This window comes from Comamonas kerstersii (assembly GCF_008801935.1).
Taxonomy (GTDB): domain Bacteria; phylum Pseudomonadota; class Gammaproteobacteria; order Burkholderiales; family Burkholderiaceae_C; genus Comamonas; species Comamonas kerstersii.
In genome coordinates, this window is the sequence record NZ_VZOT01000002.1 from 364,851 (window position 1) to 388,196 (window position 23,346).

The following is a 23,346-nucleotide window of genomic DNA, read 5'->3' on the forward strand; positions in this document are numbered from 1 at the left end:
ATGCTTTAAATTTTTCTCCCCTGTCACACCTCAGAGAGCAGTTGATGCAGTGCTTCCAGCACATCGGCGACATCAGACTGCGCACTGTCAGTCAGGCCATGCGCTTTGAGTGATTCTTCAAGTTTTTGCAGTCGCTGCGCCAGCACCACATGCCCCACATCCACCAAGGCACCACTCATGCGGTGCACGGCATATACGACTTTGTCAGCCTGACCCTGCTTAAGGGCGTCGGATAAGGTGCCGACATCCTGAAGCATGGTTTCCAGAAACAGCTGCCGGTATTTCGCCGGAACCTGGACCTTCGCCCCAGCAGGCTCCTGCCCCACATCAGCAGTTACACCGTCAGCATGAATCCCTTGGAACTGCTGCAAAAGCTTGGCCAGTGCATCCAGTGTGATGAGCTTGACCACGCAGACATCCATGCCCGCGTCGCGGCAGCGCTGCTTTTCATCCTGCATGGCATTGGCCGTAATCCCCACAATGGGGCTGCGCACCCCTTCGGCCCGCAATGTCCGCGCCAGTTCATAGCCGTTCATGCGCGGCATGTTCACATCGGTCAGCACCACGTCATGCGCCTCCATGTCCCACATCGCCAGCGCATCTTCCCCATCATCGGCCAGCGTGACCTGACACCCCAGCTGCTCCAGCTGATCACGCAGCGTCATCTGGTTGATCGGGTTGTCCTCTGCTACCAGCACTTTCATGCCCAGCTGGCGCTGGGTGAGTAGCTCCTGCTGCACGAGCGCCACATTCAGCAGCAAACGTTCAAGGCCCTGCGCAATGCTCAGCACACTCTGGCCATCAATCTCCGGGTGTGACGAGGGCTCCTGCATGGGGTCCAGACACAGATACAGCCCCGTCCACTGCGCAGGCTGGCTGCTGCGATGCATGAACAGATCTATCCACGCTGCGGCCTCCTGGTGCGCCATCAAGGCATCTTTGCCATCTTCCGCAACCTCAACCTCTGCCCCCCAGAAGCGCAGCCATGCAGCCAGATTCCGGCTCAAGGCATCATGTGGCGTGCGAACCACCACCTGGCAGCCCTTCAGATTTGGCTGCTGCGATGCACGTGCTGCCTGCACCTTCAGCGGCAACTCCAGCGTAAAACAGCTGCCAATCTGATATTCGCTGCGCACATGTATGGATGCATCCATCAGCTTGGCCAGACGCTCACAGATAGACAGTCCCAAGCCTGCCCCCTGCCCGGTATGTGCGCGGCCTTCGACCATGAAGAAGGGCTGGAACAAATGCCCCTGCTGCTCTTTTTCAATGCCGATGCCCGTGTCATACACCTCAAAGCGCATCTGCACCCGGCCAGCCTCAACCTGATGCGCGTGCACCTGAACCGCCACGCGCCCTACATCCGTGAACTTGATGGCATTGCTCACCAGATTGCTCAGTATCTGGCGGATGCGTACTGCATCACCCTCTACCAGTGCAGGAATGTCTAGGTCTACACACGAGAACAGCAGCAGGCCCTTGCGCTGCGCCATGCCTGCATAGGAGCGCAGACAGTTCTGCACCAGCTCCCGCGGGCTGAAAGTGGTCAGCTCCAGGCTCAGCTGCCCCGCTTCAATCTTGCCCATGTCCAGAATGTCACTGATCAGCTGCAGCAACAACTGCGATGCTTCCTGGATACGTCCCACATACAGGCGCTGGCGTGCATCCATCTCGGTCGATGTCAGCAACTCCACCGTACCCTGCAAGCCGTACAGCGGTGTACGAATTTCGTGGCTCATGGTCGACAGAAACATGGACTTGGCTTCACTGGCCTCATCCGCTGCCTGTTTGGCCCGCGCCAGCTCCTGCTCAATCTGCACGCGGTCTGTCATATCCATAAAGGCACACACCATCACCCGCTGCTCGCGGTAGACCGAAGGGGCATAGGCCAGGGACAGGTGCTTGTCCGCTACCTGCCAAGCACCGTGTGACACGCCAGGGGCACCCATGCTGCAGATGTGCTTCAACTGCTGGCCCATGCCTGCACCTGCAGCGCTGCTTTGCGCGAGGTCCAGCCAGCGCTGGGCAATCGTGTTGATGAAGACCACAGCACCTGTGTCTCTTTGCAGCACGCAAAGCCCGACAGGAGCGGTTTCCACCAGGGTGCGATTGAAGGCATCGCTTTCCATGATCTGGCGCTGTGCTTCCTCCGCCGGCGCAAGTACATGACGTCTATACCAGCGTGTGTACCAGATGCCGCCTATCACCAGCCACAGCATCACCATCGCTCCGCCTGCCAGCAGCCACCAGTTTTTATAAAAGAAACTGCGGTAGCTCACCAGCGCCGAGCCTGTCCAGTCGCCACGTGCGTCCTGCCCTTTCCAGACCAGTCCATCCATACGCAGCGATAGACCCAGACTGTGTTGCACCGGCGGCCCCCCCTCTCCCATCAGCACACCCTGGTCTCTGTGTGCCAGCCAGAAGGCATAGCCATCACCGCTGTGACCACGGTGTTTGAAGGCATTCAGGCGTTCCCTGCTGAGCAGGCTGGCCAGAAAAACATCTGCAGGCGACGTGCCTTGGCGCGACCACAGTCCTTCCTGAAATCCTGCAGCCAGCACCCCCACCATTTTTTCCGGCGCACCCGGTATGGCAAACCATTGCACATTGGGATCGACATGAGCATGCAATGCATCCCTGGCTGCATCGTGGGCCCGTACGGGCACATCACCACTTTGCAAGGCATCTCGAACCACACGGGTGGTACTGCGGTAGACGTCCACGCTGATGGGCTCATAGCCAGCAAATGCGCCAATGGCAGGCACGCCCAGACTGAGATCCTCTGTGCGGGACACAAAGAACACGGCAGCTGCCGGAAAGTAGGAAGAGGCCCAGTAGGTAGCGTAAAAGTTTGCCAGATAGGAGCCGAGCGACAGCACCGTAGCGTTGGAGCCCTGGCAGGCAGCGGATGGTGCACATGCAAAAGTAAACGGCAGATCAACCGCCGACTCCTGCCCTTCGTAGAGCTGCACATCCCAGCCACTGGGTGCAGGGAGTTTTCTCAGCTCTGCAGCCTGCGCGACAGGTACCCGGCGAACCATTTCGCTCTGGTGCTGCAGCTGGTGCAGAAAGTCCTCCTGCTCTTGCAGGTAGGCGATCAAAGCATTGAAATCCAGCTCCAGACGGGATCTTTCCTGCTCCAGGACTCTCATGCCCCCCCATAGCAAAGCCCCCAGCAACAGCAAGGCCACGGGCAACAAGCCCATCAGGGCCAAGGTCTGCCAGCGTGCATTTCGTGTCAATCGTGCAAACGGTGCCTGGTCCATCTTTTATGTAGCTTCCAGCGAATGACATGAATATATCTGACATACAGCTTGAAACTGCGCCCCATATTCAATAGTTTTAATTATTCAGAAAAAACAAAAAATATCAGAAAAAGCACCGCAGCAATACAGGACTTGTCTGTCAAAGCGCTTAGACAAAATCCTGCAAAATCTTAATAACCTCATGCATCGCCATAGGTTTTCCCACCATTTTTGTCACCCCTGCTGCCTTGCCCTGCACCGCAGTTGCTTCGGCCATGGCTGCGGTCATACAGATAATCGGGCGCCCGTATCCACGACCTCTCAAGGCTGCGGTCATTTCAAGCCCATTTAATATCGGCATATTCCAGTCCGTAAAGATCAAATCAAAGCTCATGATATTCTGCAGTTGCAGGGCTTCTTTGCCGTTCTGCACAGACTCCACCTCGCAGCCAAGCTGCTGCAGCTGCTCGATCAGAATCATTCGTGTCACAGGGTGGTCTTCCACTACCAGCACACGCAAATGCATAGGTGTTCGGACATGCCCCGGCTGCTTTGCAGCTGCACTGTCCGCCCTCTGCAACCCAGCCTCCTGCGCCATCTGTATGGCACGCCCCATCTCCAGCAAACTGTATGCACTGACCTGCCAGGTGTTTGCAGCAGATGTCTGCTCCACAGCCTGCGATAAAGGTTGAGCCAGCACTCTGGGGCCACTCCAGTCGGCGATGGACTGCGTAGGTGGCCATGTTTCCAGCAAGACTGCCCCTTCCTGCTCGGGCAGATCCGCACGATACGGCAGGGCCTTGGCCCCCCAGCGCCTCAGCCAGGCACAGGTCAAAGCCACAGCATCTGAAGCCCCCCCACGCACATACACAGGCGCTGCCAGCAGTTGCGGCATACCGTCGGTCTCGCTGCTTGGGTCTACTGGCACACGCAGTTCCAGCTCCATGCAGGTTCCTACGCCCAGCTGGCTCTTGGCGTTCAGCCTGGCCTGCAACACCTGAGCCAGGCGCGCGCAAATAGACAATCCCAGACCTGTGCCGCGAAATGCATTCGCCCCTTCCACCCTGAAGTAAGGCTCAAACACACGCTGCACGTTTTCCGCCGTCATGCCAATTCCGGTATCTATCACCTGAAACCGCAAGCCGACCTGCTCTTGTGCAGTCGCCTCACTGTGCAGGCGCAGCAAAACACTGCCAGACTCGGTGAACTTGATGGCATTGTTGACAAAGTTATCAAGCACCTGCCGCACCAGCTGCACATGCCCCAGCACACGCGCAGGGGTCGAGGCATCCACCATGCAATACAGCTGCAAGCCCTTGCTCTCAGCACGCATGGCGAAACTGGACACCACCTCCTCCACCAGCTGCAGCGGGGAAAACGGAGCCTGCTCCAGAGACTGATGCCCGGCTTCAATGCGCGCCAGATCCAGCGTGTTGTTCACAGTGGCCAGCAATGCATTCGATGAGTGCTGCAATGCGTCCAGATAGCGGCGCTGCTGTGCGGTGATCGATGTCAGAGCAAGCAGCTCCAGCGAGCCCATCACACCGTACAAAGGCGTGCGGATCTCGTGGCTCATGGTGGTGAGAAAGTCTGTCTTGGCCTGGCATGCAAGCTCGGCCTCCTGCTTGGCCGCCATCAAGCTCTGCTCCGCCTGCTTGAGTCTGGTGACATCGTGGAGCGTGCACAGCACTGCGGCCTCCCCCTCGTAGCGCAAAGGGGTCAAAGTCACCTGCAGCACCTGGCCATCCTCACGGTGCCATTCCTGCTCAAAAGAGGAAAGCGATTCATGCGGCAGCGCGCGAAGCAACTGCTCAGGCAGCCAGTCACGCCCCTGCGCATTGGACAGCAGCAAGGCATGGTCACGGCGGCGCACCAGCGCCAGTCCAACAGGCGTGGCATGCAGCAGCGCGTGGTTCAATGCCACACTTTCTGCCAGCTGCTTCATATGTGCGCTGGCAGGCTGCAGCATGCGTCGGTGAATCTGGCGGCTGCCGCTGCAGATACCCACCAGTGCCAGCACAAACAGCCCGAATGCCCAACTCCACCTGGGCAGCACATCCTTGAGCAGCTGGTCACGTGGCATGAAGTAGCGCAGACGCCAGCCGGCATCCCCCACCGACTTGCTCAGCACAAAGCACTCCAAATACGAGTGCCCAGGCTCGGATGAAAAGCCATCTTCTTCAGTGAGATCCAGATAAGCAGACTGTGGCGCGCCTGCACCGAACACAATGGGCTGGCCATCAGGCGCATACAGCGCAAAGCTGCTGCCATGCAGATGAGAAAAATCCAGCCGGGAAGCAATATCAGAAATGGCAATGCCCAGCCAGCCAGCTTGTGGGTCTGAAGCATCCAGCGGCAAATACATGAACAGCTTTTTCACCGTTGTACCGGGAGGGGTAAGCCATACCACCGGTGCAGCCTCGCCAGGGCGAAGCTGGCCTGTCTGCGCAGACAGCCTGTCGTGAATCCAGCGCTGCGTCTGCTCACTCAATGTGAAAGAGGATGGCCGCTCATCCCTCAGCACCATCTGGGTAGTACCAGTGTCCATCGCGGTGTAGACCAGTTCTACCTGCGCCTGCTCCAGTGCCTCAAAAGCACGAGGCATCAAGACCAGCGACCACTGAAAGCGATCTGCACCATCACGCAAGGGGAAAAGCCGGATTTGCTGTGACGACCCCAGGCGGCTGGGCATCTCACTGGCAGACAACTTCTTCAGATTGGGCACTACCGAAGCCGCGGTGGCACGCAGGAGCTGCTCACGCTGATCAAAAAATATCTGGGTGCTATAGGCTGCGGCATTCATCTGCCGCCGGTACTGGGAACTGTTCTTCTCGATCAGCCAATAGCCATAAAAAACTGTCATCACGCCTAGGCACAACAGCACGGCCGCCGTCATACCGTAGAGCAGTACAACAGGCAGCCATGTCATCTTGCGAACCGTCAAGCGCAGCGATCGCGGAGCTTCCTCCTTGAGCGGAAAAATCATTGGTGGATGCTATGCACCACACCTCCCGCAAAAGTTCGGAAGAATCTTAAAGTGTGTAGGTACCGGCTCATCCAGCTTGGCCGCGAACGCTGAGATGCACATGTGCTTGTAAAAAAAGAAGCGCCTTGCGCTTATAAAACCTTGGCCTGCATGTGTTTTGCTTTTGAAAGCAAGTTCACGCCAGCGCCAATAGCTATTCTTTTTGCAAAGGAACAAGCAAATGGCTCTCGACTACCTCGATTTTGAATACAGCGAAGACGAAGATGGCAACGGCACCTGGGACGCCATGGCCAGCGTGACCGACAGCCGCTGGCAAGCGCTGCTGGGCGAAGTACAGCAAGTGCTGCACTGGGCCAGCCAGGACTATCTTGGCCGCCGCGGCCCCTTGGATGAAGGTGGTGACTGGGACTACGACCTCAGCGCCCAGGATGATGACAGTGGCCGCCCGCTGCGCATCCGCTGGCAGGCCGCACAAGGCGTGATGGATGCAGAGCCTCCACAGCCTGGCGGCTACGGCACCGTGACCCTGACCCTCTCAGGCACCGCAGATTTTGGTGATGCACTGCGCCAGGCCTTTGACCTGGAATGAGTCGAACTGGTAGTACCCCAGAGCTCGCGCCTGTGGTCTGTCATAGCCAGACACCACCGCCAAGATCGACAGTCTTGCCCGCCAAGTCTGTGCGACCCACTGCTGCAGACGCTGCACATGCATAGCCCTGCAGACACACACATTCCGATGATGCAGTGGTGCTTGCCCAGCGCACTCAAAGGGCAAGCGCACACCATATACACAACACCTGCCACACAACACCTGCAGACCTGCATGCAGGGCGGCTGTCAGCAGGCCATCAAAGCAAGCTGCCATTGCGCAGTCCCTCGAAGTAGGTCTGCATTTTTTGCCGATGGCATGCATGGATGGTGCATGTAAAGCCATCGCCCCACCTTGACAGCACCGCCTTGCATCGCTGCACCGCCAGCAATTGCTGCAGCCCCCTGCATTCCATGCTCCACGCCCTTTGACTCAGGGGCCTGCTGCGCCTTGTGATGGGCAAGCTCTTTCTGAATGTTGCGGACCCAGGTAAACACACATCCCGATCAGTGCTCAATCCGCAATATCGGAATCAACAGGCAGTGAACCATCTACAGGTCACAAGCCCATTCACAAAAGCAGCACACGATTTTTGCGATTCAGAATCGTCTTAGTCCGAACAAGGTGCCCATTTCATAACATTCGTCTGTGCCCAACAAATTGAGTCAAAAAAAAGCGAATCAGGCTAAGACGAAATTTAGAAGGCGTTTCTAACCTTTAACCATGAATATGGAGCAAAAAATGAACCGTAAAGTAATTCGCACAGGTATGGCCGTCGCTTTGTTGGGTCTGGTTTCCCCCTTCGCTATGGCAAGCACTATTACCTTTGATGGTGAAGTGACCGACCAAACTTGCACTTTCTCAGTAGCCGGTAATACCGACCCTATCGTTTTGCTGCCCAGCGTTGCACAAAGCGATCTGGCAGGTGGCGTTGGCAACACTGCCGGTGAAACCAAGTTCACCATCGAAGTGACAGGCTGCACACCTTCGCAAACCGCAGAAAGCTTTAAGACCGTTTTCTCGGCAGTGGGCCCTGTAACCACCAACGGTAACCTGGATAACACCAGCGCTAACGGCGCAACCGGCGTGTCTCTGCAGCTGTTTGATGACGCAGCCAACCAGGCAATGCCTCTGTCTAACGGCCCTGCCGAAGCCAGCCCATTTACGCTGGAAGCCAACAGCAGCAGCACCTCGGCGACTTACACCGTGCGCTACTACTCTGAATCGACTGCACCTACCGTTGGTCCTGTTTCCGGCGCTGTGATGTACGCAGTGCGTTACGAGTAATCTTGAGCCACTGAGAGTGGCAAGCAAGTAAAGCATGCATATTTGATACATGACGTGCCACAGGCATTTTGAAAATCCGGGCACGACATATCAAAGGTGATATGAGAATAAAGCTTTACAAAGCCACTCGATAAAAACTAAAAACCGCTTCCCTCATTTTGAGGAAGCGGTTTTTTTCATATGCCAAGAGCCCTGCATAGCGATGAAAAAAGCCCGTTTGTGAATTGCAAACGGGCTTTTCACCTGAACTCTTTCGCCAGAATCTGACGCTTGGCGGTTGTGGCACATCTATAAAATCGACAGCTTCAAATGCTGGAGCGGGTGAAGGGAATCGAACCCTCGTATCAAGCTTGGGAAGCTGGCGTTCTACCATTGAACTACACCCGCCGCTGTGAGATGCGCTGTGCGCCGACATCTGCGGCAAACAACGGTCATTAATCTATCACAGACCAAGCCGCACATACCCAAGGCACGGCACGAATACTGCAAGAAATTTCGTACATGAACACAAGAACCGCCATTCCTCCCTATGCCATCTTGATGGTCTGCATGGGCAACATTTGCCGCAGCCCGACCGCACATGGCGTCATGCGCGACATGATCCGGCGCAAGGGCTGGGAGGACCGGCTGCAGGTCGACTCCTGTGGCACCCACGCCTACCACGTCGGTGAAGCACCCGACCTGCGCAGCCAAAAGCATGCGCTGCAGCGTGGCTATGACCTGAGTAATCTGCGTGCGCGCCAGCTCACACGTGAGGACTTTGTACGCTTTGATCTGGTGCTGGTCATGGACCACGAAAACATGGCCCGTGCGCAGGCACTGTGCCCACCCACACAGCGCCAGAAGCTGCACCGCCTGACCGAGTTCTGTCAGGAAATGCGCAGTGCTGTCGTGCCTGACCCCTATTACGGCGGAGACCAGGGCTTTGAACATGTGCTGGATCTGATCGAAGATGCCTGCCAGGGCGTGCTGCGCCACATCGAGCGTGAGCATGTGCAGCTCCCGCTGAACCATTGAGACGCTTCAGGGCGGGTTTACCCGCCCTTGCTGGCTTCCTCTAATTGCAGGAAAACCTAGCAAAAACCCTTAAAACACCCATAAAAAGCAAAAAAATTTCGCCAGTGACGGGCAACTCGTCACAAACACGTCAGCAACGCAGAAGCATGCTCCGTAGAATCGCGCACCTGTGCATTCCTATAAGCCCACAGACAAAGGCCACACGCCTTCTGTGCTGTCCCGGGCACATACCGCGCTTTTGGAGACACCATGCAAGCACTTCTACGACTTTCACGGGGGATCGACCAGCTCAATGCCTGGGTCGGCAAATACGTCATCTGGCTGATTCTTGCGGCCACCATCATCAGCGGCATCAACGCCGTTGTGCGCAAGATGTTCAACGCCAGTTCCAATGCTTTTCTGGAAGTGCAGTGGTACCTGTTTGCCGCCTCGTTCCTGCTGGCTGCAGGCTACACCCTGCTGGAAAAAGAACACGTCAAGGTGGATGTCATCAATGCCAAGCTGTCGCTGCGCACCCGTGTGTGGATTGATGTGCTGGGCTTTGCGTTCTTTCTCACCCCCATGTGCCTGGTCATTCTGTACTACGGCATTCCCTTCTTCTTGCAGGCCTATCAGTCGGGCGAAATGTCCAGCAATGCCGGGGGCCTGATCCGCTGGCCTGTCTATCTGATGATGCCGCTGGGCTTTGGCCTGCTGCTGCTGCAAGGCCTGTCGGAGCTGATCAAACGCATTGCCTTTCTGATGGGGCTGATTGACGACCCCACCGTCAAGGTCGTGAGCAAAACGCCGGAAGAAGAGCTGGCAGAAGCCATCCGCAAGGCCGAAGAAGAAGCGGCGCGCAACGCAGCCAAGAGCGCCTAAGCGCCACAGGGAGACAACACCATGGAATTCATTGCCAACAACATGGCCCCGATCATGTTCGCGGGGCTGATCTGCTTCCTGCTGCTGGGCTTTCCCGTAGCATTCAGCCTGGGCGCCTGCGGCCTGTTCTTTGCGGTCATCGGTATCGAGCTGGGCGTACTGCCTGAGGCGCTGCTGCAGGCACTGCCGCTGCGCATCTACGGCATCATGCAGAACGAAACCATGCTGGCCATTCCGTTCTTCACGCTCATGGGTCTGATTCTTGAGCGCAGCGGCATGGCCGAGGACCTGCTGGACACCGTGGGCCAGCTGTTTGGCCCCATTCGCGGCGGCGTGGCCATTGCCGTGATTCTGGTGGGTGCCATGCTGGCAGCGACCACCGGCGTGGTGGCCGCGTCCGTGATCTCGATGGGCCTGATCTCGCTGCCCATCATGATGCGCTACGGCTATGACCGCCGCATAGCCTCCGGCGTAATTGCTGCATCTGGCACGCTGGCGCAGATCATTCCACCTTCGCTGGTGCTGATCATTCTGGCTGACCAGCTGGGCCGCAGCGTGGGCGACATGTACAAGGGCGCCTTTGTCCCCGGCTTCATGCTGGTGGGCTTTTACATGCTGTTCATTTTCCTGCTGGCCTTCTTCAAACCACACATGGTGCCTGCCCTGCCTCCAGAGGCACGCAGCCTGAAGGAAAAAGATGGCTCCAGCGGCCTGACTTCGCTGCTGGTGCTCACCGTACTGTGCGTGGCGGTGTCGGTGTTTGCGGCACAGAACATGCCCACCATCCACACCTGGTTCACCGGTGAAGTGGTGGAAAAAGTGGCTACCGATGAAACCATTGTGTTTGCCATGTGCTTTGGCGTGGCCTTGGCCTTTGTGGCGGCATCCATCAACCGCCTGACAGGCATGGGCCTGCTGTCGCAAGTGGCGGAAAAAGTCACTTTTGTGCTGATTCCCCCGCTGCTGCTGATCTTCCTGGTGCTGGGCACGATCTTCCTGGGCATTGCCACCCCCACCGAAGGTGGTGCCATGGGCGCCATCGGTGCCATGGTGATGGCGATTGCACGCCGCCGCCTGAGTTTGACGCTGCTCAAGCAGGCACTGATGTCCACCACCAAGCTGTCGTGCTTTGTGATGTTCATCCTGATCGGCGCGACCATGTTTGGCCTGACCTTCCAGGGTGTGGACGGCCCGCTGTGGGTGGAGCACCTGCTGGCAGACCTGCCAGGCGGCCAGCTGGGCTTCCTGATCCTGGTGAACATCATGGTGTTCATCCTGGCGTTCTTCCTGGACTTCTTTGAGCTGTCCTTCATCGTGGTGCCCCTGCTGGCCCCCGTGGCAGACAAGCTGGGCATTGACCTGATCTGGTTCGGTGTGCTGCTGGCGGTGAACATGCAGACTTCCTTCATGCACCCACCGTTTGGCTTTGCGCTGTTCTTCCTGCGCTCGGTCGCTCCCGACAAGGAATACACCGACAAGGTCACGCAAAAGCGCATTGCGCCGGTAACAACCACACAGATCTACATGGGTGCTATTCCCTTCCTGTGCATCCAGCTTCTCATGGTAGGGCTGATCATTGCCTTCCCGGGCATTGTGTCCAGCGGACTGGATGAGAAGGTGGAATACGACCTGGATGCCATCCGCGAACAGATGGAATCCAGCATGCCTGCCATGGACTTTGACAACCCCTACTTCCAGCCGGAAGAAGGCTCTGAGCAGGCTGACGATGACCCGCTCAAGGCTTTGCAGGAGTCCATGGGCCAGTAAAAGGCAGGCAGACGCTGCACATGCTCACAGCCCCTGTACGCTGCGGTGTACAGGGGCTTTCTCATTGTTTAATGGACTGCATCAACCATAAAAAATATAGCTATCAACGCTTATAAATAAAAGAATTCAAAACGATTTATATCTAAAAACCTTATTTATCAAACGCTGGCAGCTATCTTTTTTGTACCCCGGCGCAGCATGGGTGAATGCTGCCATGCCTGCCCCGCAGTTCTGTACACTTCGCGGCGGGTGCCCACCACATCAGGTGGTGATGGCAGGTCATTCAGGTACAGGTCGGGCCGCCTGTACCGCACAGCACACGTGCGTCTGATCTGCCCCTACTGCGCGCCGCCCTGATGCGGCCTGCGCTGCTTGCCTGCATGCCATGCGCCGGGCAGGTCCGGCTGCTCGTGGTGTTGTCTTCAGCAACAAGGAGCACTATGCCGCCACACGAGAACACCTCTTCTCCCATCCATCCGCAGTTCCCTGCACCCAGCCCCGATATTCCACCGCTGCATCGCGTCACCATGAAGGCATCTTCTGCCTTTGCGCGCATGCTGCACATTGAGGCCATGAGCGGCATCGTGCTGCTGATCGCCGCAGCCATTGCGCTGATCTGGGCCAACTCTCCCTGGGCTGCCAGCTACTTTGCCACCTGGCATGCACCGCTGGCCTTGACTTTGGGACCCTGGACCTGGAGCACAGACCTGCACTTTTTCGTCAACGACGTGCTGATGACCATCTTCTTTCTGGTCGTTGGCATGGAAATTCGCCGTGAGATGTACAACGGCGCGCTGGCCGATGTGCGCCAGGCGCTGCTGCCCATCATTGCCGCGCTGGGCGGCGTGGTTGTGCCTGCGCTGATCTATGTGGCACTGGCCAGAGGTGATGCACAGCTGCTCAATGGCTGGGCCATTCCTACCGCTACGGACATCGCCTTTGCCGTCGGCGTGCTGGCCCTGCTGGGTAAATCCATTCCCGGGCCGCTGCGCATCTTCCTGCTGGCACTGGCCATCATTGATGACATCGTGGCCGTGCTCATCATCGCCTTCTTCTACTCGGGTGGTCTGGACTACAGCGGCTTTGGCATTGCGCTGGTCGGTCTGGTGCTGGTGCTGCTGTTCAACCGCATGGGCGTAGCTGCTGCATGGGCCTATGTGGTGCCCGGCGCCATCCTGTGGCTGGGCCTGCTGCACACCGGTGCACACCCCACGCTGGCGGGGGTGGTGCTGGGTCTGATGACGCCCGTAACCATGCGCCCTGCTCAGCGCCACCACCTGGATGTGGCTGAGCAAGCGCTGACACGCATTCGCAGCCATGCACAGCGCGGACAGTTTGAGGTGGATGTGCTGCACCATGAGCTGCGCATTGCCACCACGGCCCAGCGTGACCTGCTGCCTCCTGTGTTCCGCCTGCCAGCCATGCTGCACCCCTGGGTGGCGTTTGGGGTGATGCCCATCTTCGCCCTGGCCAACGCTGGCGTGCAGTTTGGTGGCATGGATCTGGCAGCCACCGGCCCGCACACTGTGTTCTGGGGTGTGCTGCTGGCACTGGTGCTGGGCAAACCGCTGGGCGTGTTTCTTGCCACCTTCCTCGCCGTCAAATCTGGCGTCAGCCCCCTGCCCGAAGGTATCAACTGGCGCGGCGTGCTGCTGGTCGGTGTGCTGGCGGGTATCGGCTTTACCATGGCCATTTTTGTCGGTGGTCTGGCGTTCAGCGATGCAGCTTTGCTCAGCGCTGCCAAGCTGGGCATTCTGGCCGCCTCCGCCACGGCGGCGATTGTGGGCCTGGTGTATGGCTTTATCGTTCGCCACAAGCTGAACGATTAAGCCCCACGGGCCTGTAAAAAAGCCGGAGTGCTCTTGCGAGCCTCCGGCTTTTTGCCTGTCTGGGCATGGCCCTTTTATATGACTATTCGTGGCGCAGGGCTTCGATCGGATCCAGGCGCGCAGCACGGCGTGCAGGAAAGTAACCAAACACCACACCAATCGCTGCCGAAAACACAAAGGACAGCAGGTTCACCGTAGGGTTGAACACAAACGGCACCTGCATGACCTGCGCCAAGCCCACAGAAGCCACCGCAGCAATCGCAATACCGATCAGCCCCCCCAGTGCGGCCAGCACCACGGCTTCAATCAAAAACTGCAGCAGCACTTCGCGCTCCAGCGCGCCAATGGCCAGGCGCAGGCCAATTTCGCGCGTGCGCTCCGTCACGCTCACCAGCATGATGTTCATGATGCCAATGCCGCCCACCAGCAAACTCACCGCAGCCACAGCGCCGAGCAAGGTGGTCATGACCTTGGTCGTTCCCGCCATGGTGTCGGCCAGCTGCTTGGTATCCAGCACGTTGAAATTGTCTTCATCCGTGGGTGAGAGCTTGCGCAGCTCGCGCAGCAGGTCACGCAGGCTGGACTTCACACGCTCAGGGTCACTGTCCTCCGCCATGGACACCAGCAGGGTGTTGACGCGGTTGTTACCCGTCACACGGCGCTGCAGGGTCTTGAGCGGAATCAGCACCATGTCGTCCTGGTCATTGCCGAAAGCGCCCTGACCTTTGGAGTCCAGCACCCCGATCACATTGCACGAGAAGGCTTTTACGCGCAGCTGCTGCCCCAGCACATCGGGCGAGCTGCCAAACAGCTCCCGGTGCAAAGTGGCACCGATGATGCACACCGAAGCGCCCGCACGCTCTTCCTCAGGTGAGAACTCCCGGCCCTGAGCCAGCTTCCAGTTACCGGTTTTGAGCCATTCATTGCTGCTGCCAATCACGCTGGACGACCAGTTGCGGCCATCCGCGACCAGCGTGGTGCTGGCGCGTGCTTCAGGGGCTACGGCCGCAATGCCGCCGATCTGCTGGGCAATGGCTTCAGCATCTGTATCCTTGAAGGCTGGTGCTGGTGCAGCGCCGGGCCCCAGGCGCTGGCCCCCGCGAATTTGCAGCAAATTGGTGCCAAGGCCCTGAATCTGCTGCTGCACTGCCAGCGTCGCGCCATTGCCCAGCGTGACCATGGTGATCACCGCACTCACGCCGATCACAATGCCCAGAATGGTAAGGAACGAGCGCAGCAGGTTGCGGCGAATGGAGCGCAGCGCCAGCAAGATAGTGTTGAAAAACATCAGACGCCCTCCCCTTGACCCGCGGCTGCACCCGCCTGCGCAGCCTCACGGCGCAGCGCCAGTGGCTCATTGCGCACATCGGAATCCAGCAGACCATCCTTGAAGCGCACAATGCGCCGCGCGTAAGCCGCCATCTCTGGCTCGTGGGTCACCATGAGCACGGTAATGCCCTGCTCATGGTTGAGCTTCCACAGCAGCTCCATGATTTCTTCACTGCGCTGGGTATCCAGATTGCCGGTAGGCTCGTCTGCCAGCAGCACGGTGGGGCTGCTCACAATGGCGCGGGCAATGGCCACGCGCTGCTGCTGACCACCCGAGAGTTCTGCAGGCGTGTGGTGCTCCCAGCCCTTGAGGCCCACGGCTTCCAGCGCCCGGGCTGCCGCTTCCTTGCGCTGCTGGGCAGACTCGCCGCGGTACAGCAGAGGCAGCTCCACGTTTTCCTGCGCCGTGGTGCGGGGCAGCAGGTGAAAGCCCTGGAACACAAAGCCAAAGTAGCGGCGGCGCAGGCGAGCACGCTCGTCACGGTCCAGCCCTTCCACGTGCACGCCCTTGAACAGGTATTCACCGGAGGTGGGTCTATCCAGACAGCCCAGCGTATTCATGGCCGTGGACTTGCCCGAGCCGCTGGGGCCCATGATGGCGACGAAATCGCCCTGCTCAATATCAAGGTCAAAACCCTTGAGCGCCTTGAACGCCAGGCCACCTTCGCCATAGACCTTGACGATGTTGCGCAGCCGGATCAGCGGCACACCACCGCTGTCTGTGTGCAGCGCCTGCGTCATTTGGCGACTCCGCTACGCTGGTCGGTAATCACCTGTGCACCTTCGGTGAGCTTGTCGCTCTGCACCTCGGTCATGCGGCCATCGCTCAGGCCCGTCTTGACCTGCACCGCCACAGGCGCATTGTTTTCCAGCACCCAGACATAGCGGGTCTGGCCTGCACCCAGTGCTTCGCTGCCACCCATGCCACGGCTGCCACGCATGCGCTGGGGCATGAGCTGGCCCATGATGCCGCCGCTATTGCCAGAGACACCTGCACCCTGCGGACGGGGGCCGCGTTCGCCGTTGGGGCCTTCGGCACCGGGGCCATCCTGCTTGGCACCAGGTACAGCGGGAGGCTGCATCCCCACCGGCGTAAAGCGCAGCGCCGCATTAGGCACCAGCACCACATCCTTGCGCTCATTGGTGTGGATGGTGGCCGATGCTGTCATGCCGGGGCGCAGCGACAAATCGTCATTGCTCACATCCAGACGGGCCAGATAAGTCACCACGTTGTCGGTCTTGGTCGAGCCATAGTCCACACGCGTCACCTTGGCGGGATAGGTGCGCGAAGGATGGGCGCTGACGGTAAAGCTGGCACGCTGGCCTTCCTGCACCTGACCGATATCCGCTTCGTCCACCGAGACTTCCAGACGCAGCTTTTGCAGATCTTCGGCCACGGTGAACAGGGTCACGGCCTGCAGCGAGGCAGCCACGGCATTGCCGGGGTCTACGCTGCGCGTCAGGATCACGCCATCAATGGGTGACTTGATCGATGCCTTGGAAAGATTGGTTTCATCGGTCTTGAGTGCAGCACGGGCATCTGCCACCGATGCCTGGGCCGCAGCTTCTTCCGCCACGGCACGCTCTACCGCTGCACGGGCGCTATCCAGTTCAGAGGCAGATGGCACTTTGCCACCCGAGAGGCGGTGCACTTCTTCCTGGCGCGCCAGATTGGCGCGTGCTTCCTTGAGCGAAGCCTGTGTCTGCTGCAGACGGGCCTGCGCCGATGCCACCGATGCCTTGGAACGGTTGAGCTGGGCCTGCAGCTTGTCGGTATCAAGCTCGACCAGCACCTGCCCCTTCTTGACCTTGTCGTTCACATCGACCAGCACATTGCGCACCGTACCCGACAGTTCAGAGCCAATGTTCACCGTGCGCGTAGGCTGCAGCGTGCCATTGGCCGCCACAGTCAAGGACAGATCGCCACGCTTGGCCTGCTGCGTCACATACTGGGGCTTGGCATTGGCTTCCTTGTGGCTCTGCCAGAACAGATAGCCACCCACTGCACCTGCAATGGCCACGGCACCGATCCAGACTGTGGGGCTTTGCCACCAGCGGCGGGACAGACCATCGCCCAACAGCTCTTGTACTTCCTTGGCGCTGCTTGTGGTGTTTTTCTTTGTCATGGGGTATTGCTTTCCTTGTTATTTTTGGCTGGCGTCTGCAGCGCTCGTAGCTGCTGCAACGGGCTGACCTTCTGCATTCAGCGGCTGCCAGCCACCACCCAGCGCCTTGTACAGGCGCACATAGTCCGAGCCAATAGCGGCCTGCACCGTGGCAACCGCATCCTGTGAAGACAGCAGGGTGCGCTGTGTGTCCAGCACGGTCTGAAAGTCCACCAGTCCACTGGTGTAGCGCTGCGATGCCAGCAACTGGGCATTGCGCGCTGCTTCTTCAGCCACCTGCAGCTGTACCAGGCGCTGCTTGTCGCCCTGCAGCTGCACCAGTGCGTCTTCCACCTCCTGCAAGGCCGTCAGCACGGTGGAGCGGTAATTGATACGCGCCTGCTCCAGCGCAGCTTCGCGCTCTGCCACGCGGGCACTGTTCAGACCACCGTCAAACAAGGTCTGCGCCAGGCTGGCAGCAATACTGGTGGAGAGCGTGGCGCCGCTGGAGCCCAGTGCAGACAGCGTCAGTGCACTCAGCCCCAGCGACCCGCGCAGCGACAGGCTGGGGAAGTTCGCACGCTCCTGCGCGGACAGATTGGCCAGTGCCGCAATCACACGCTGCTCCTGCGCACGCACGTCAGGGCGCTGGCGCAAGGTGTCAGCAGGCAATGCCAGCGCCAGCTGGGCCGGTGGAGCTGGCAAGGGCTGCAGTGTGCTCAGGGCCTCGTTCAAGGCAGCAGGTGGCTGGCCCGTCAGAATGGACAGTGCATGGCGCTTCTGGGCCATGGATGCCTGCAGCGAAGGGATTTGCGCCGCGGTCTGCGCCGTCGAGGCACGTGCCTGCTCTACGTCCAGCGATGTAGCCAGACCCGCCTGCATGCGCCATTCGGAAATCTGCTGGTTCTCCTGCTGAATGGCCAGGTTGCGCTCGGCAATCTGCAGGCGGTTTTGCAGGCTGCGCAGTTCGATGTAATTGAGCGCCACCTCGGCGGCCAGCGAGACATGTGCCCCCTCCAGCGTAGCTACCGCAGCAGCCACCCCGGCTTCACCTGCTTTGACGGCATTGGCCTGACGGCCCCACAGGTCTGGCTCCCAGCTCACATCAATACCGGTGCTAAAGCTGTTGCTGGCAGAACTTGGCTCGCGCTTGCCACGGCTGGCACCCAGACTGGCTCCCGCACTGGGCAGCCTGCTGGCTTCACTTTGCTCCAGCTGGGCTCGCGCCTGACGCAATGCAGCCTGCGCGCTCTGGACACTGGGGTTGGCCACCAGGGCCTGATCAATCAGGGATGCCATCTGCGCATCCCCAAACTGCAGCCACCAGCGGCTCAGGTCCTCAGGTGCAGCAGCTGCCTGTGTGGTGCTCCACTGCACGGGCACATCCACCGCTTCACTCTGAGCGGCGAACTGTGAGGTATGGCTGCAGCCTGCCAGCAGCAGGGCACAGGCCAGCGCTGTAGGCACAAGCAACACTCGGGGTGTGGCGGCACGCGGCGCAATCTTGTTGGGTTGGTTTGACATGCTATGCAAGCAGTATGCGTAATGACTTGTTTCTACCTGCAATTGTGCAGAGCCTGTGTAGCGACACAGCTAAAAACATGTGAAGCTTTGGTAAAGCCACGCCGCAGGACCATCCACCACAGACACAAAAAAGCCCTCATGACGAGGGCTTGAGAGGGATCGTAGTGTGCTTACGCTGCTTCCACAATGGCATCGAGCGGCCAGCGCGGCTTCACGTCAAACGAATACGTCTTGTCCGCCTGCTGCTGCCCGGCCTGCATGCGCATGGCAGCGGCCATGGCGATCATGGCGCCGTTGTCGGTACACAGATGCAGTTCGGGGTAATGCACGCGAATCTTGCGCTTGGCGCATTCGCGGTTGAGCTGCTCGCGCAGCTGCTTGTTGGCTCCCACACCGCCTGCCACCACCACACGGTTCATGCCCGTCTGCTTGAGCGCATTGAGGGTCTTCTTGACCAGCACTTCCACAATCGCCGCCTGTGCACTGGCGGCCAGATCGGCCTTGCGAGCTTCAAGCTCATCACCCAGCTTTTTGGCCTGCGTCAGCACCGCCGTCTTCAGACCGGCAAACGAGAAGTCCAGATCCCCACTGTGCAGCAGCGGACGCGGCAGCTTGAAGGCTTCTGGATCACCACTTTCTGCCAGCTTGGACAGCACAGGGCCACCGGGGTATGGCAGCCCCATCACCTTGGCGGACTTGTCAAAGGCTTCACCTGCAGCATCGTCAATGGTTTCGCCCAGAATTTCGTAGCGGCCCACGCCATCCACCCGCATGAGCTGCGTATGGCCACCAGACACCAGCAGTGCCACAAAGGGGAACTCCGGCGGGTCTTCACTCAGGAAGGGAGAAAGCAAATGGCCTTCCAGGTGGTGCACGCCCAGTACGGGCTTGTCCAGCGCTGCGCCCAGTGCGCATGCCACGCCTGCGCCTACCAGCAGGGCACCTGCCAGACCCGGGCCACGCGTGAAGGCCACCACATCCACGTCCTGCAGGCTTTTGCCTGCATCTTCCATCACCTGCTTGGTCAGCGGCAGCACGCGGCGGATATGGTCGCGGCTGGCAAGCTCGGGCACCACACCGCCATAAGCGCGGTGCATATCAATTTGGCTGTGCAAGGCGTGCGCAAGCAGGCTTGGCACGCCGCCATCATCCGGAATGCGCACCAGGGCCACACCGGTTTCATCGCACGAAGATTCAATACCCAAGATCAGCTGACTCATAACCCGCAAGTGTAGGCCGAGCGCCTGTCTGCAGCAGGCTGACTGGGGCAATGGCCTTGCACGCAAGGCAAGAAAAAAGCACCCGAAGGTGCCTATGGTTGCTGGCGGAAACGCCCTTAGCGACGGCCACTCAGAAAGCTGCTGCCCAGCTTGAACAGATCGCCCATGTCCAGCTTGCCATCGCCGTTCTGGTCCAGCAGGCTGCCCAGCAGACCGCCGCCCAGGCCACCCTGCTGCTGCACCTGTGCGCGCTCCTGCTCCAGCGTACGGCCCAGAGTGCTGGCATCCATCTGCCCGGCCTGCACGCGATTGGCGAGGAAGGCCATCACAATGGGTGCAAGCATGCTCAGCAGCTGCCCTGCCTTGTCGCCCAGACCTGTGGCCTGGCCCAGCCCTGCTTCTGCCTGCTGGCGGCTGTTGCCAAAAATATGGCCCAGGATGGCCGCGCCATTGCCTGCGGCCGACTGCGATGCACCACCACCCAGCACGGCCCCCAGCAAACTGCCCAGATCACCCAGCCCCTGTGGCATGGTTTGTGCGTGGTCACGTTGCAAGGCGCTGAACAGATCGGCCGCACCTTGTGCCTGCGAGGCATTCTTGCCCAGCGCCCCCAGCAGCAAGGGTACAGCGGCCCCTACGGCAGACTGAATTTGCTGCGTGTTGACACCCAGTTGCTGAGACATTTCCTGCATGGGTGTGCCCTGCAGCTGCTTGAGCAACTCCTGCGCCAGAGATGGTTGCTGACTCATATGAACTCCTTGGCTCACGCCTGCCGCATGGCAGACACTGACATTGAAAAAACCTGCTGCTCGCAAGCCATCGGCCAAGTATGAGGCCTCCTGATCCATCCGCCAGCGCCGCAGCACATGTTTTGACATTGTGCGAGCACCGGTGAGCATTCGCTGTGCACATATTTCTATATATCCAATGGATATAACAAAGCATTCAAAATACAGCTCTTAATTTTAAGAAGATCGCAAATCGCACACCATGGGCATGCAGCAGTACCTCAAGGAAATCGGTCGTGGCAAAGACGGTGCACGCGCATTGACGCGCACCCAGGCTGCGGAACTCATGGGCTGGCTGCTCGACGGGCAGGCGCACCCGCTGCAAGTCGGTGCGTTTTGCGTGGCCATGCGCATCAAGGGCGAAACCGCACAGGAAATGGCAGGTTTCATGGATGCGCTGCAGACCCGCATGCCTCAGCTTCCACCATCTGGCACACCCGTGGTCGTACTGCCCAGCTACAACGGCGCGCGCCGCCTGCCAGTGCTCACGCCCTTGCTGGCCCTGCTGCTGGTGCGTGAAGGTCTGCCAGTCTTGCTACACGGCTGCACCACCGAAGAGACACGCATCACAGCACCTGAAGTGCTGGGGCAGCTCGGCCACCCTGCCGCAACTGCACTGCGCATACCCCAGGCTGGCGAGCTGGTACACCTGCACACCCGCCAGCTGCACACAGGCCTGGCAGATCTGCTCGATGCCCGCGCCACCATTGGCCTGCGCAATCCGGCGCACAGTCTGGTCAAGCACTTCAACCCGCTGGCGGCCAGCGGCACACCGGCGCTGGTCGTGGGCTGCTACACCCACCCCGAATACAGCCTGAGCATGCAGGCCACGCATGCAGAAGCACAAAGTCATGCCCTGCTGCTGCGCGGCATGGAAGGCGAGCCTGTGGCCGATCCCCGGCGCCTGCCTGCCATGCGCGGCATCCTGCACGGCAAAGTGGTCAGCAGCATGGAGCCCCAGACTGGCAGCGTAGCCGCCGTCGATCTGCCGCAAGGTCTGGATGCCGCCGCCAATGCCGCCCTCATTCAGGAGATGCTCAACGGCCAGCGCCCCGTTCCCGCATCGATTGCCACCCAGGTACAGGCTATTGTGAGTCTGCACCGCCAACTCTCTGCACAAGGAGCGCAAGCATGACCGCCAGCGCCACCACTTCCACGGGACTTCCCTCCGGCACCTGCACATTGGTTGGCGCAGGCCCCGGAGATCCTGAACTGCTCACACTCAAGGCCCTGCGCGCCATTCAGTCTGCCACCGTACTGCTGGTGGATGATCTGGTCTCCAGGGAGATCGTGGACTTTGCCTCCCCCACCGCGCGCATCATCTACGTGGGTAAGCGCGGTGGCTGCAAGAGCACGCCCCAGGCCTTTATCGAAAAGCTCATGGAGGCTGAAGTACACAAGGGAGAGCATGTGGTGCGCCTCAAAGGGGGCGATCCCTTCATCTTTGGCCGTGGCGGCGAGGAAGTGGAGCACCTGCGCCGCGCAGGCATTGAGCCGCAGATCATCAATGGCATCACCGCTGGCCTCGCTGGCCTGAGCAGCCTGGGCGCACCGTTGACCCACCGCGAACACGCCCACGGCGTAGTCTTTATCACCGGCCATGCCAAGCCCGGCGACCAGGGTACGGACTGGCGCGCGCTGGCGGCCACGGCCCAGGCCGCCAGGCTCACGCTGGTGATCTACATGGGCGTGAGCTCTGCCGAACACATCACCGCAGAGCTGCAAGCCGGTGGCCTGCCCGCTCACACGCCAGCGGCCATCATCCAGCATGCCAGCCTACCGCAGCAGCGCCATGCCATCACCACGCTGGAGCAGCTGGCCCACACCCTGCATGCAGAAAACCTGGCCAGCCCCAGCGTGCTGGTGATTGGTGATGTGGTGCAGGGCGTCGCAGCATGGGCACAGAACAGCTCAGCCACTGCAGCCCCTCTGCGCGCGGCCTCCTGATCACTGCGTTTATTTTTCAGTCGATGGCATCCAGCTGCTGCACGGGCAGCTGAATTTCCACCAGCAAGCCACCCTCTGGTGCTGGCGTCAGCACGAGCTGCCCCTGCGCACTGTCAATGATGCGCTGCACAATGGTCAAACCCAGCCCTGCGCCGGGCATGCACGGCAATACAAGCGTTTGCGCAAAGTGGTCAAGCGCCAGCGCACTATTCTTGGCATCGCACTGCGCTGGGTGCAGCGCCATTTACAAGCCATACCGGCCAGCGCAGCAGCGCACTTGAAAGAGCGCTTGCGCACGGTTGTAGCCCGAGCAACACGTGTGCACAAACAGCGACCCAAAGACAAAAACAAGCTGTACGCCATGCATGCCCCAGAGGTGGAGTGCATTGGCAAAGGTAAGGCCCGCAAGCCGTATGAGTTTGGGGTTAAAACTGCGATTGTGGTCACCCATACACACGGCCTCATGGTGGGGGCTCGTACGTTTGCAGGCAACCCCTACGATGGACATATCTTGGCTGCACAGTTGGAGCAGACCAATATCTTGCTGGAAGACGTCGGTGTAAAGCCCAAGACGGCAATTGTGGATTTAGGCTTCAGAGGCAAGCGGTAGAACCTGCGATTGGTCACCTCAAAGCAGATCATGGAATGGATCGCTGCTGGCTCAAAGGGCAAACAGGTGATGCCATCCATGCGGTGCTGTGCGCTGCAGGCTACAACCTGCGTTGGCTGATGCGGGCAGTGGTGCGTTTGGGCCTCAGCGGCTTTTTTGCACGCTTTTTTATGTCGATGTTTTTAACTTAGCTGGCTTGCGCCAGCCAAGTCATGCGGTCTCAGCAGCGCCGACAGGGCAGC

At 59.5% G+C, this 23,346-nt stretch carries 17 protein-coding genes, 1 tRNA gene and 1 pseudogene; 9 read left to right on the top strand and 10 right to left on the bottom strand.

What is annotated here, in order from left to right:
- Positions 1-23: 23 nt before the first annotated feature.
- Together F7P80_RS04870 and F7P80_RS04875 are read right to left on the bottom strand one after the other, a co-directional pair.
- On the bottom strand, positions 24-3,266 hold the full coding sequence (locus F7P80_RS04870; RefSeq protein WP_151043139.1) for a hybrid sensor histidine kinase/response regulator: 3,243 nt from the start codon (positions 3,264-3,266) through the stop codon (positions 24-26).
- A 148-nt stretch (positions 3,267-3,414) separates the two neighbouring features.
- Positions 3,415-6,174 carry a response regulator gene (locus tag F7P80_RS04875; RefSeq protein WP_170265338.1) on the bottom strand — a complete coding sequence of 920 codons (2,760 nt, stop codon included), beginning with the start codon at positions 6,172-6,174 and terminating at the stop codon, positions 3,415-3,417.
- A 277-nt stretch (positions 6,175-6,451) separates the two neighbouring features.
- Here F7P80_RS04875 and F7P80_RS04880 point away from each other — a divergent pair, with 277 nt between their 5' ends.
- Positions 6,452-6,820, top strand: a complete 369-nt coding sequence (locus F7P80_RS04880; protein WP_058879762.1) for a hypothetical protein — start codon at positions 6,452-6,454, stop codon at positions 6,818-6,820.
- Positions 6,821-7,561: 741 nt separating this feature from the next.
- On the top strand, positions 7,562-8,107 hold the full coding sequence (locus F7P80_RS04885; protein ID WP_151043143.1) for a fimbrial protein: 546 nt from the start codon (positions 7,562-7,564) through the stop codon (positions 8,105-8,107).
- Between the two features lie 313 nt (positions 8,108-8,420).
- On the opposite strand, the gene F7P80_RS04890 is transcribed toward F7P80_RS04885, so the two are convergent.
- A tRNA-Gly gene (locus F7P80_RS04890) sits at positions 8,421-8,494 on the bottom strand.
- A 114-nt stretch (positions 8,495-8,608) separates the two neighbouring features.
- Between F7P80_RS04890 and F7P80_RS04895 the strand changes: the two genes are divergently transcribed.
- From F7P80_RS04895 to nhaA, 4 genes are all read left to right on the top strand, one after another.
- Positions 8,609-9,124: a low molecular weight protein-tyrosine-phosphatase gene (locus tag F7P80_RS04895; RefSeq protein WP_054066684.1), complete on the top strand. Its 516-nt coding sequence runs from the start codon at positions 8,609-8,611 to the stop codon at positions 9,122-9,124.
- A gap of 249 nt (positions 9,125-9,373) precedes the next feature.
- A complete protein-coding gene (locus F7P80_RS04900) occupies positions 9,374-9,985 on the top strand; it encodes a TRAP transporter small permease subunit (protein WP_054066685.1) in 612 nt (203 codons plus the stop codon).
- Positions 9,986-10,006: 21 nt separating this feature from the next.
- Positions 10,007-11,752, top strand: a complete 1,746-nt coding sequence (locus F7P80_RS04905; protein ID WP_077393541.1) for a TRAP transporter large permease — start codon at positions 10,007-10,009, stop codon at positions 11,750-11,752.
- A 440-nt stretch (positions 11,753-12,192) separates the two neighbouring features.
- Positions 12,193-13,581 (top strand): Na+/H+ antiporter NhaA, encoded by a 1,389-nt coding sequence (gene nhaA, locus F7P80_RS04910; RefSeq protein WP_420888905.1) that lies wholly within the window; start codon positions 12,193-12,195, stop codon positions 13,579-13,581.
- 82 nt (positions 13,582-13,663) lie between these two features.
- Here the strand turns inward: nhaA and F7P80_RS04915 are convergent, their stop codons facing one another.
- The 6 genes from F7P80_RS04915 to F7P80_RS04940 form a co-directional block, all read right to left on the bottom strand.
- On the bottom strand, positions 13,664-14,869 hold the full coding sequence (locus F7P80_RS04915) for an ABC transporter permease (protein WP_054066687.1): 1,206 nt from the start codon (positions 14,867-14,869) through the stop codon (positions 13,664-13,666).
- The gene (locus F7P80_RS04920; protein WP_054066688.1) at positions 14,869-15,651 is read right to left on the bottom strand and encodes an ABC transporter ATP-binding protein; all 783 of its coding nucleotides are present in this window, start codon (positions 15,649-15,651) and stop codon (positions 14,869-14,871) included. The genes F7P80_RS04915 and F7P80_RS04920 overlap by 1 nt, the downstream gene beginning before the upstream one ends.
- Positions 15,648-17,036 (bottom strand): efflux RND transporter periplasmic adaptor subunit, encoded by a 1,389-nt coding sequence (locus F7P80_RS04925; protein WP_151043145.1) that lies wholly within the window; start codon positions 17,034-17,036, stop codon positions 15,648-15,650. The genes F7P80_RS04920 and F7P80_RS04925 overlap by 4 nt, the downstream gene beginning before the upstream one ends.
- A gap of 18 nt (positions 17,037-17,054) precedes the next feature.
- Positions 17,055-18,539 (bottom strand): efflux transporter outer membrane subunit, encoded by a 1,485-nt coding sequence (locus F7P80_RS04930; RefSeq protein ID WP_151043147.1) that lies wholly within the window; start codon positions 18,537-18,539, stop codon positions 17,055-17,057.
- 170 nt (positions 18,540-18,709) lie between these two features.
- Positions 18,710-19,759 (bottom strand): tRNA (adenosine(37)-N6)-threonylcarbamoyltransferase complex transferase subunit TsaD, encoded by a 1,050-nt coding sequence (gene tsaD, locus F7P80_RS04935; protein WP_054066690.1) that lies wholly within the window; start codon positions 19,757-19,759, stop codon positions 18,710-18,712.
- 116 nt (positions 19,760-19,875) lie between these two features.
- On the bottom strand, positions 19,876-20,508 hold the full coding sequence (locus F7P80_RS04940; protein ID WP_151043149.1) for a DUF937 domain-containing protein: 633 nt from the start codon (positions 20,506-20,508) through the stop codon (positions 19,876-19,878).
- A 241-nt stretch (positions 20,509-20,749) separates the two neighbouring features.
- Here F7P80_RS04940 and ybiB point away from each other — a divergent pair, with 241 nt between their 5' ends.
- Together ybiB and cobA are read left to right on the top strand one after the other, a co-directional pair.
- On the top strand, positions 20,750-21,682 hold the full coding sequence (gene ybiB, locus F7P80_RS04945; RefSeq protein WP_151043151.1) for a DNA-binding protein YbiB: 933 nt from the start codon (positions 20,750-20,752) through the stop codon (positions 21,680-21,682).
- Positions 21,679-22,494 carry a uroporphyrinogen-III C-methyltransferase gene (gene cobA / locus F7P80_RS04950; RefSeq protein ID WP_151043153.1) on the top strand — a complete coding sequence of 272 codons (816 nt, stop codon included), beginning with the start codon at positions 21,679-21,681 and terminating at the stop codon, positions 22,492-22,494. The genes ybiB and cobA overlap by 4 nt, the downstream gene beginning before the upstream one ends.
- 16 nt (positions 22,495-22,510) lie before the next feature.
- Here cobA and F7P80_RS16720 read toward each other — a convergent pair whose 3' ends face one another.
- A complete protein-coding gene (locus F7P80_RS16720; RefSeq protein WP_170265326.1) occupies positions 22,511-22,738 on the bottom strand; it encodes a hypothetical protein in 228 nt (75 codons plus the stop codon).
- Between F7P80_RS16720 and F7P80_RS04955 the strand changes: the two are divergent.
- Positions 22,652-23,295: pseudogene (locus F7P80_RS04955) on the top strand (transposase); the annotation flags it as partial. The gene F7P80_RS16720 and the pseudogene F7P80_RS04955 sit on opposite strands and share 87 nt — an antisense overlap.
- Between the last annotated feature and the right edge of the window lie 51 nt (positions 23,296-23,346).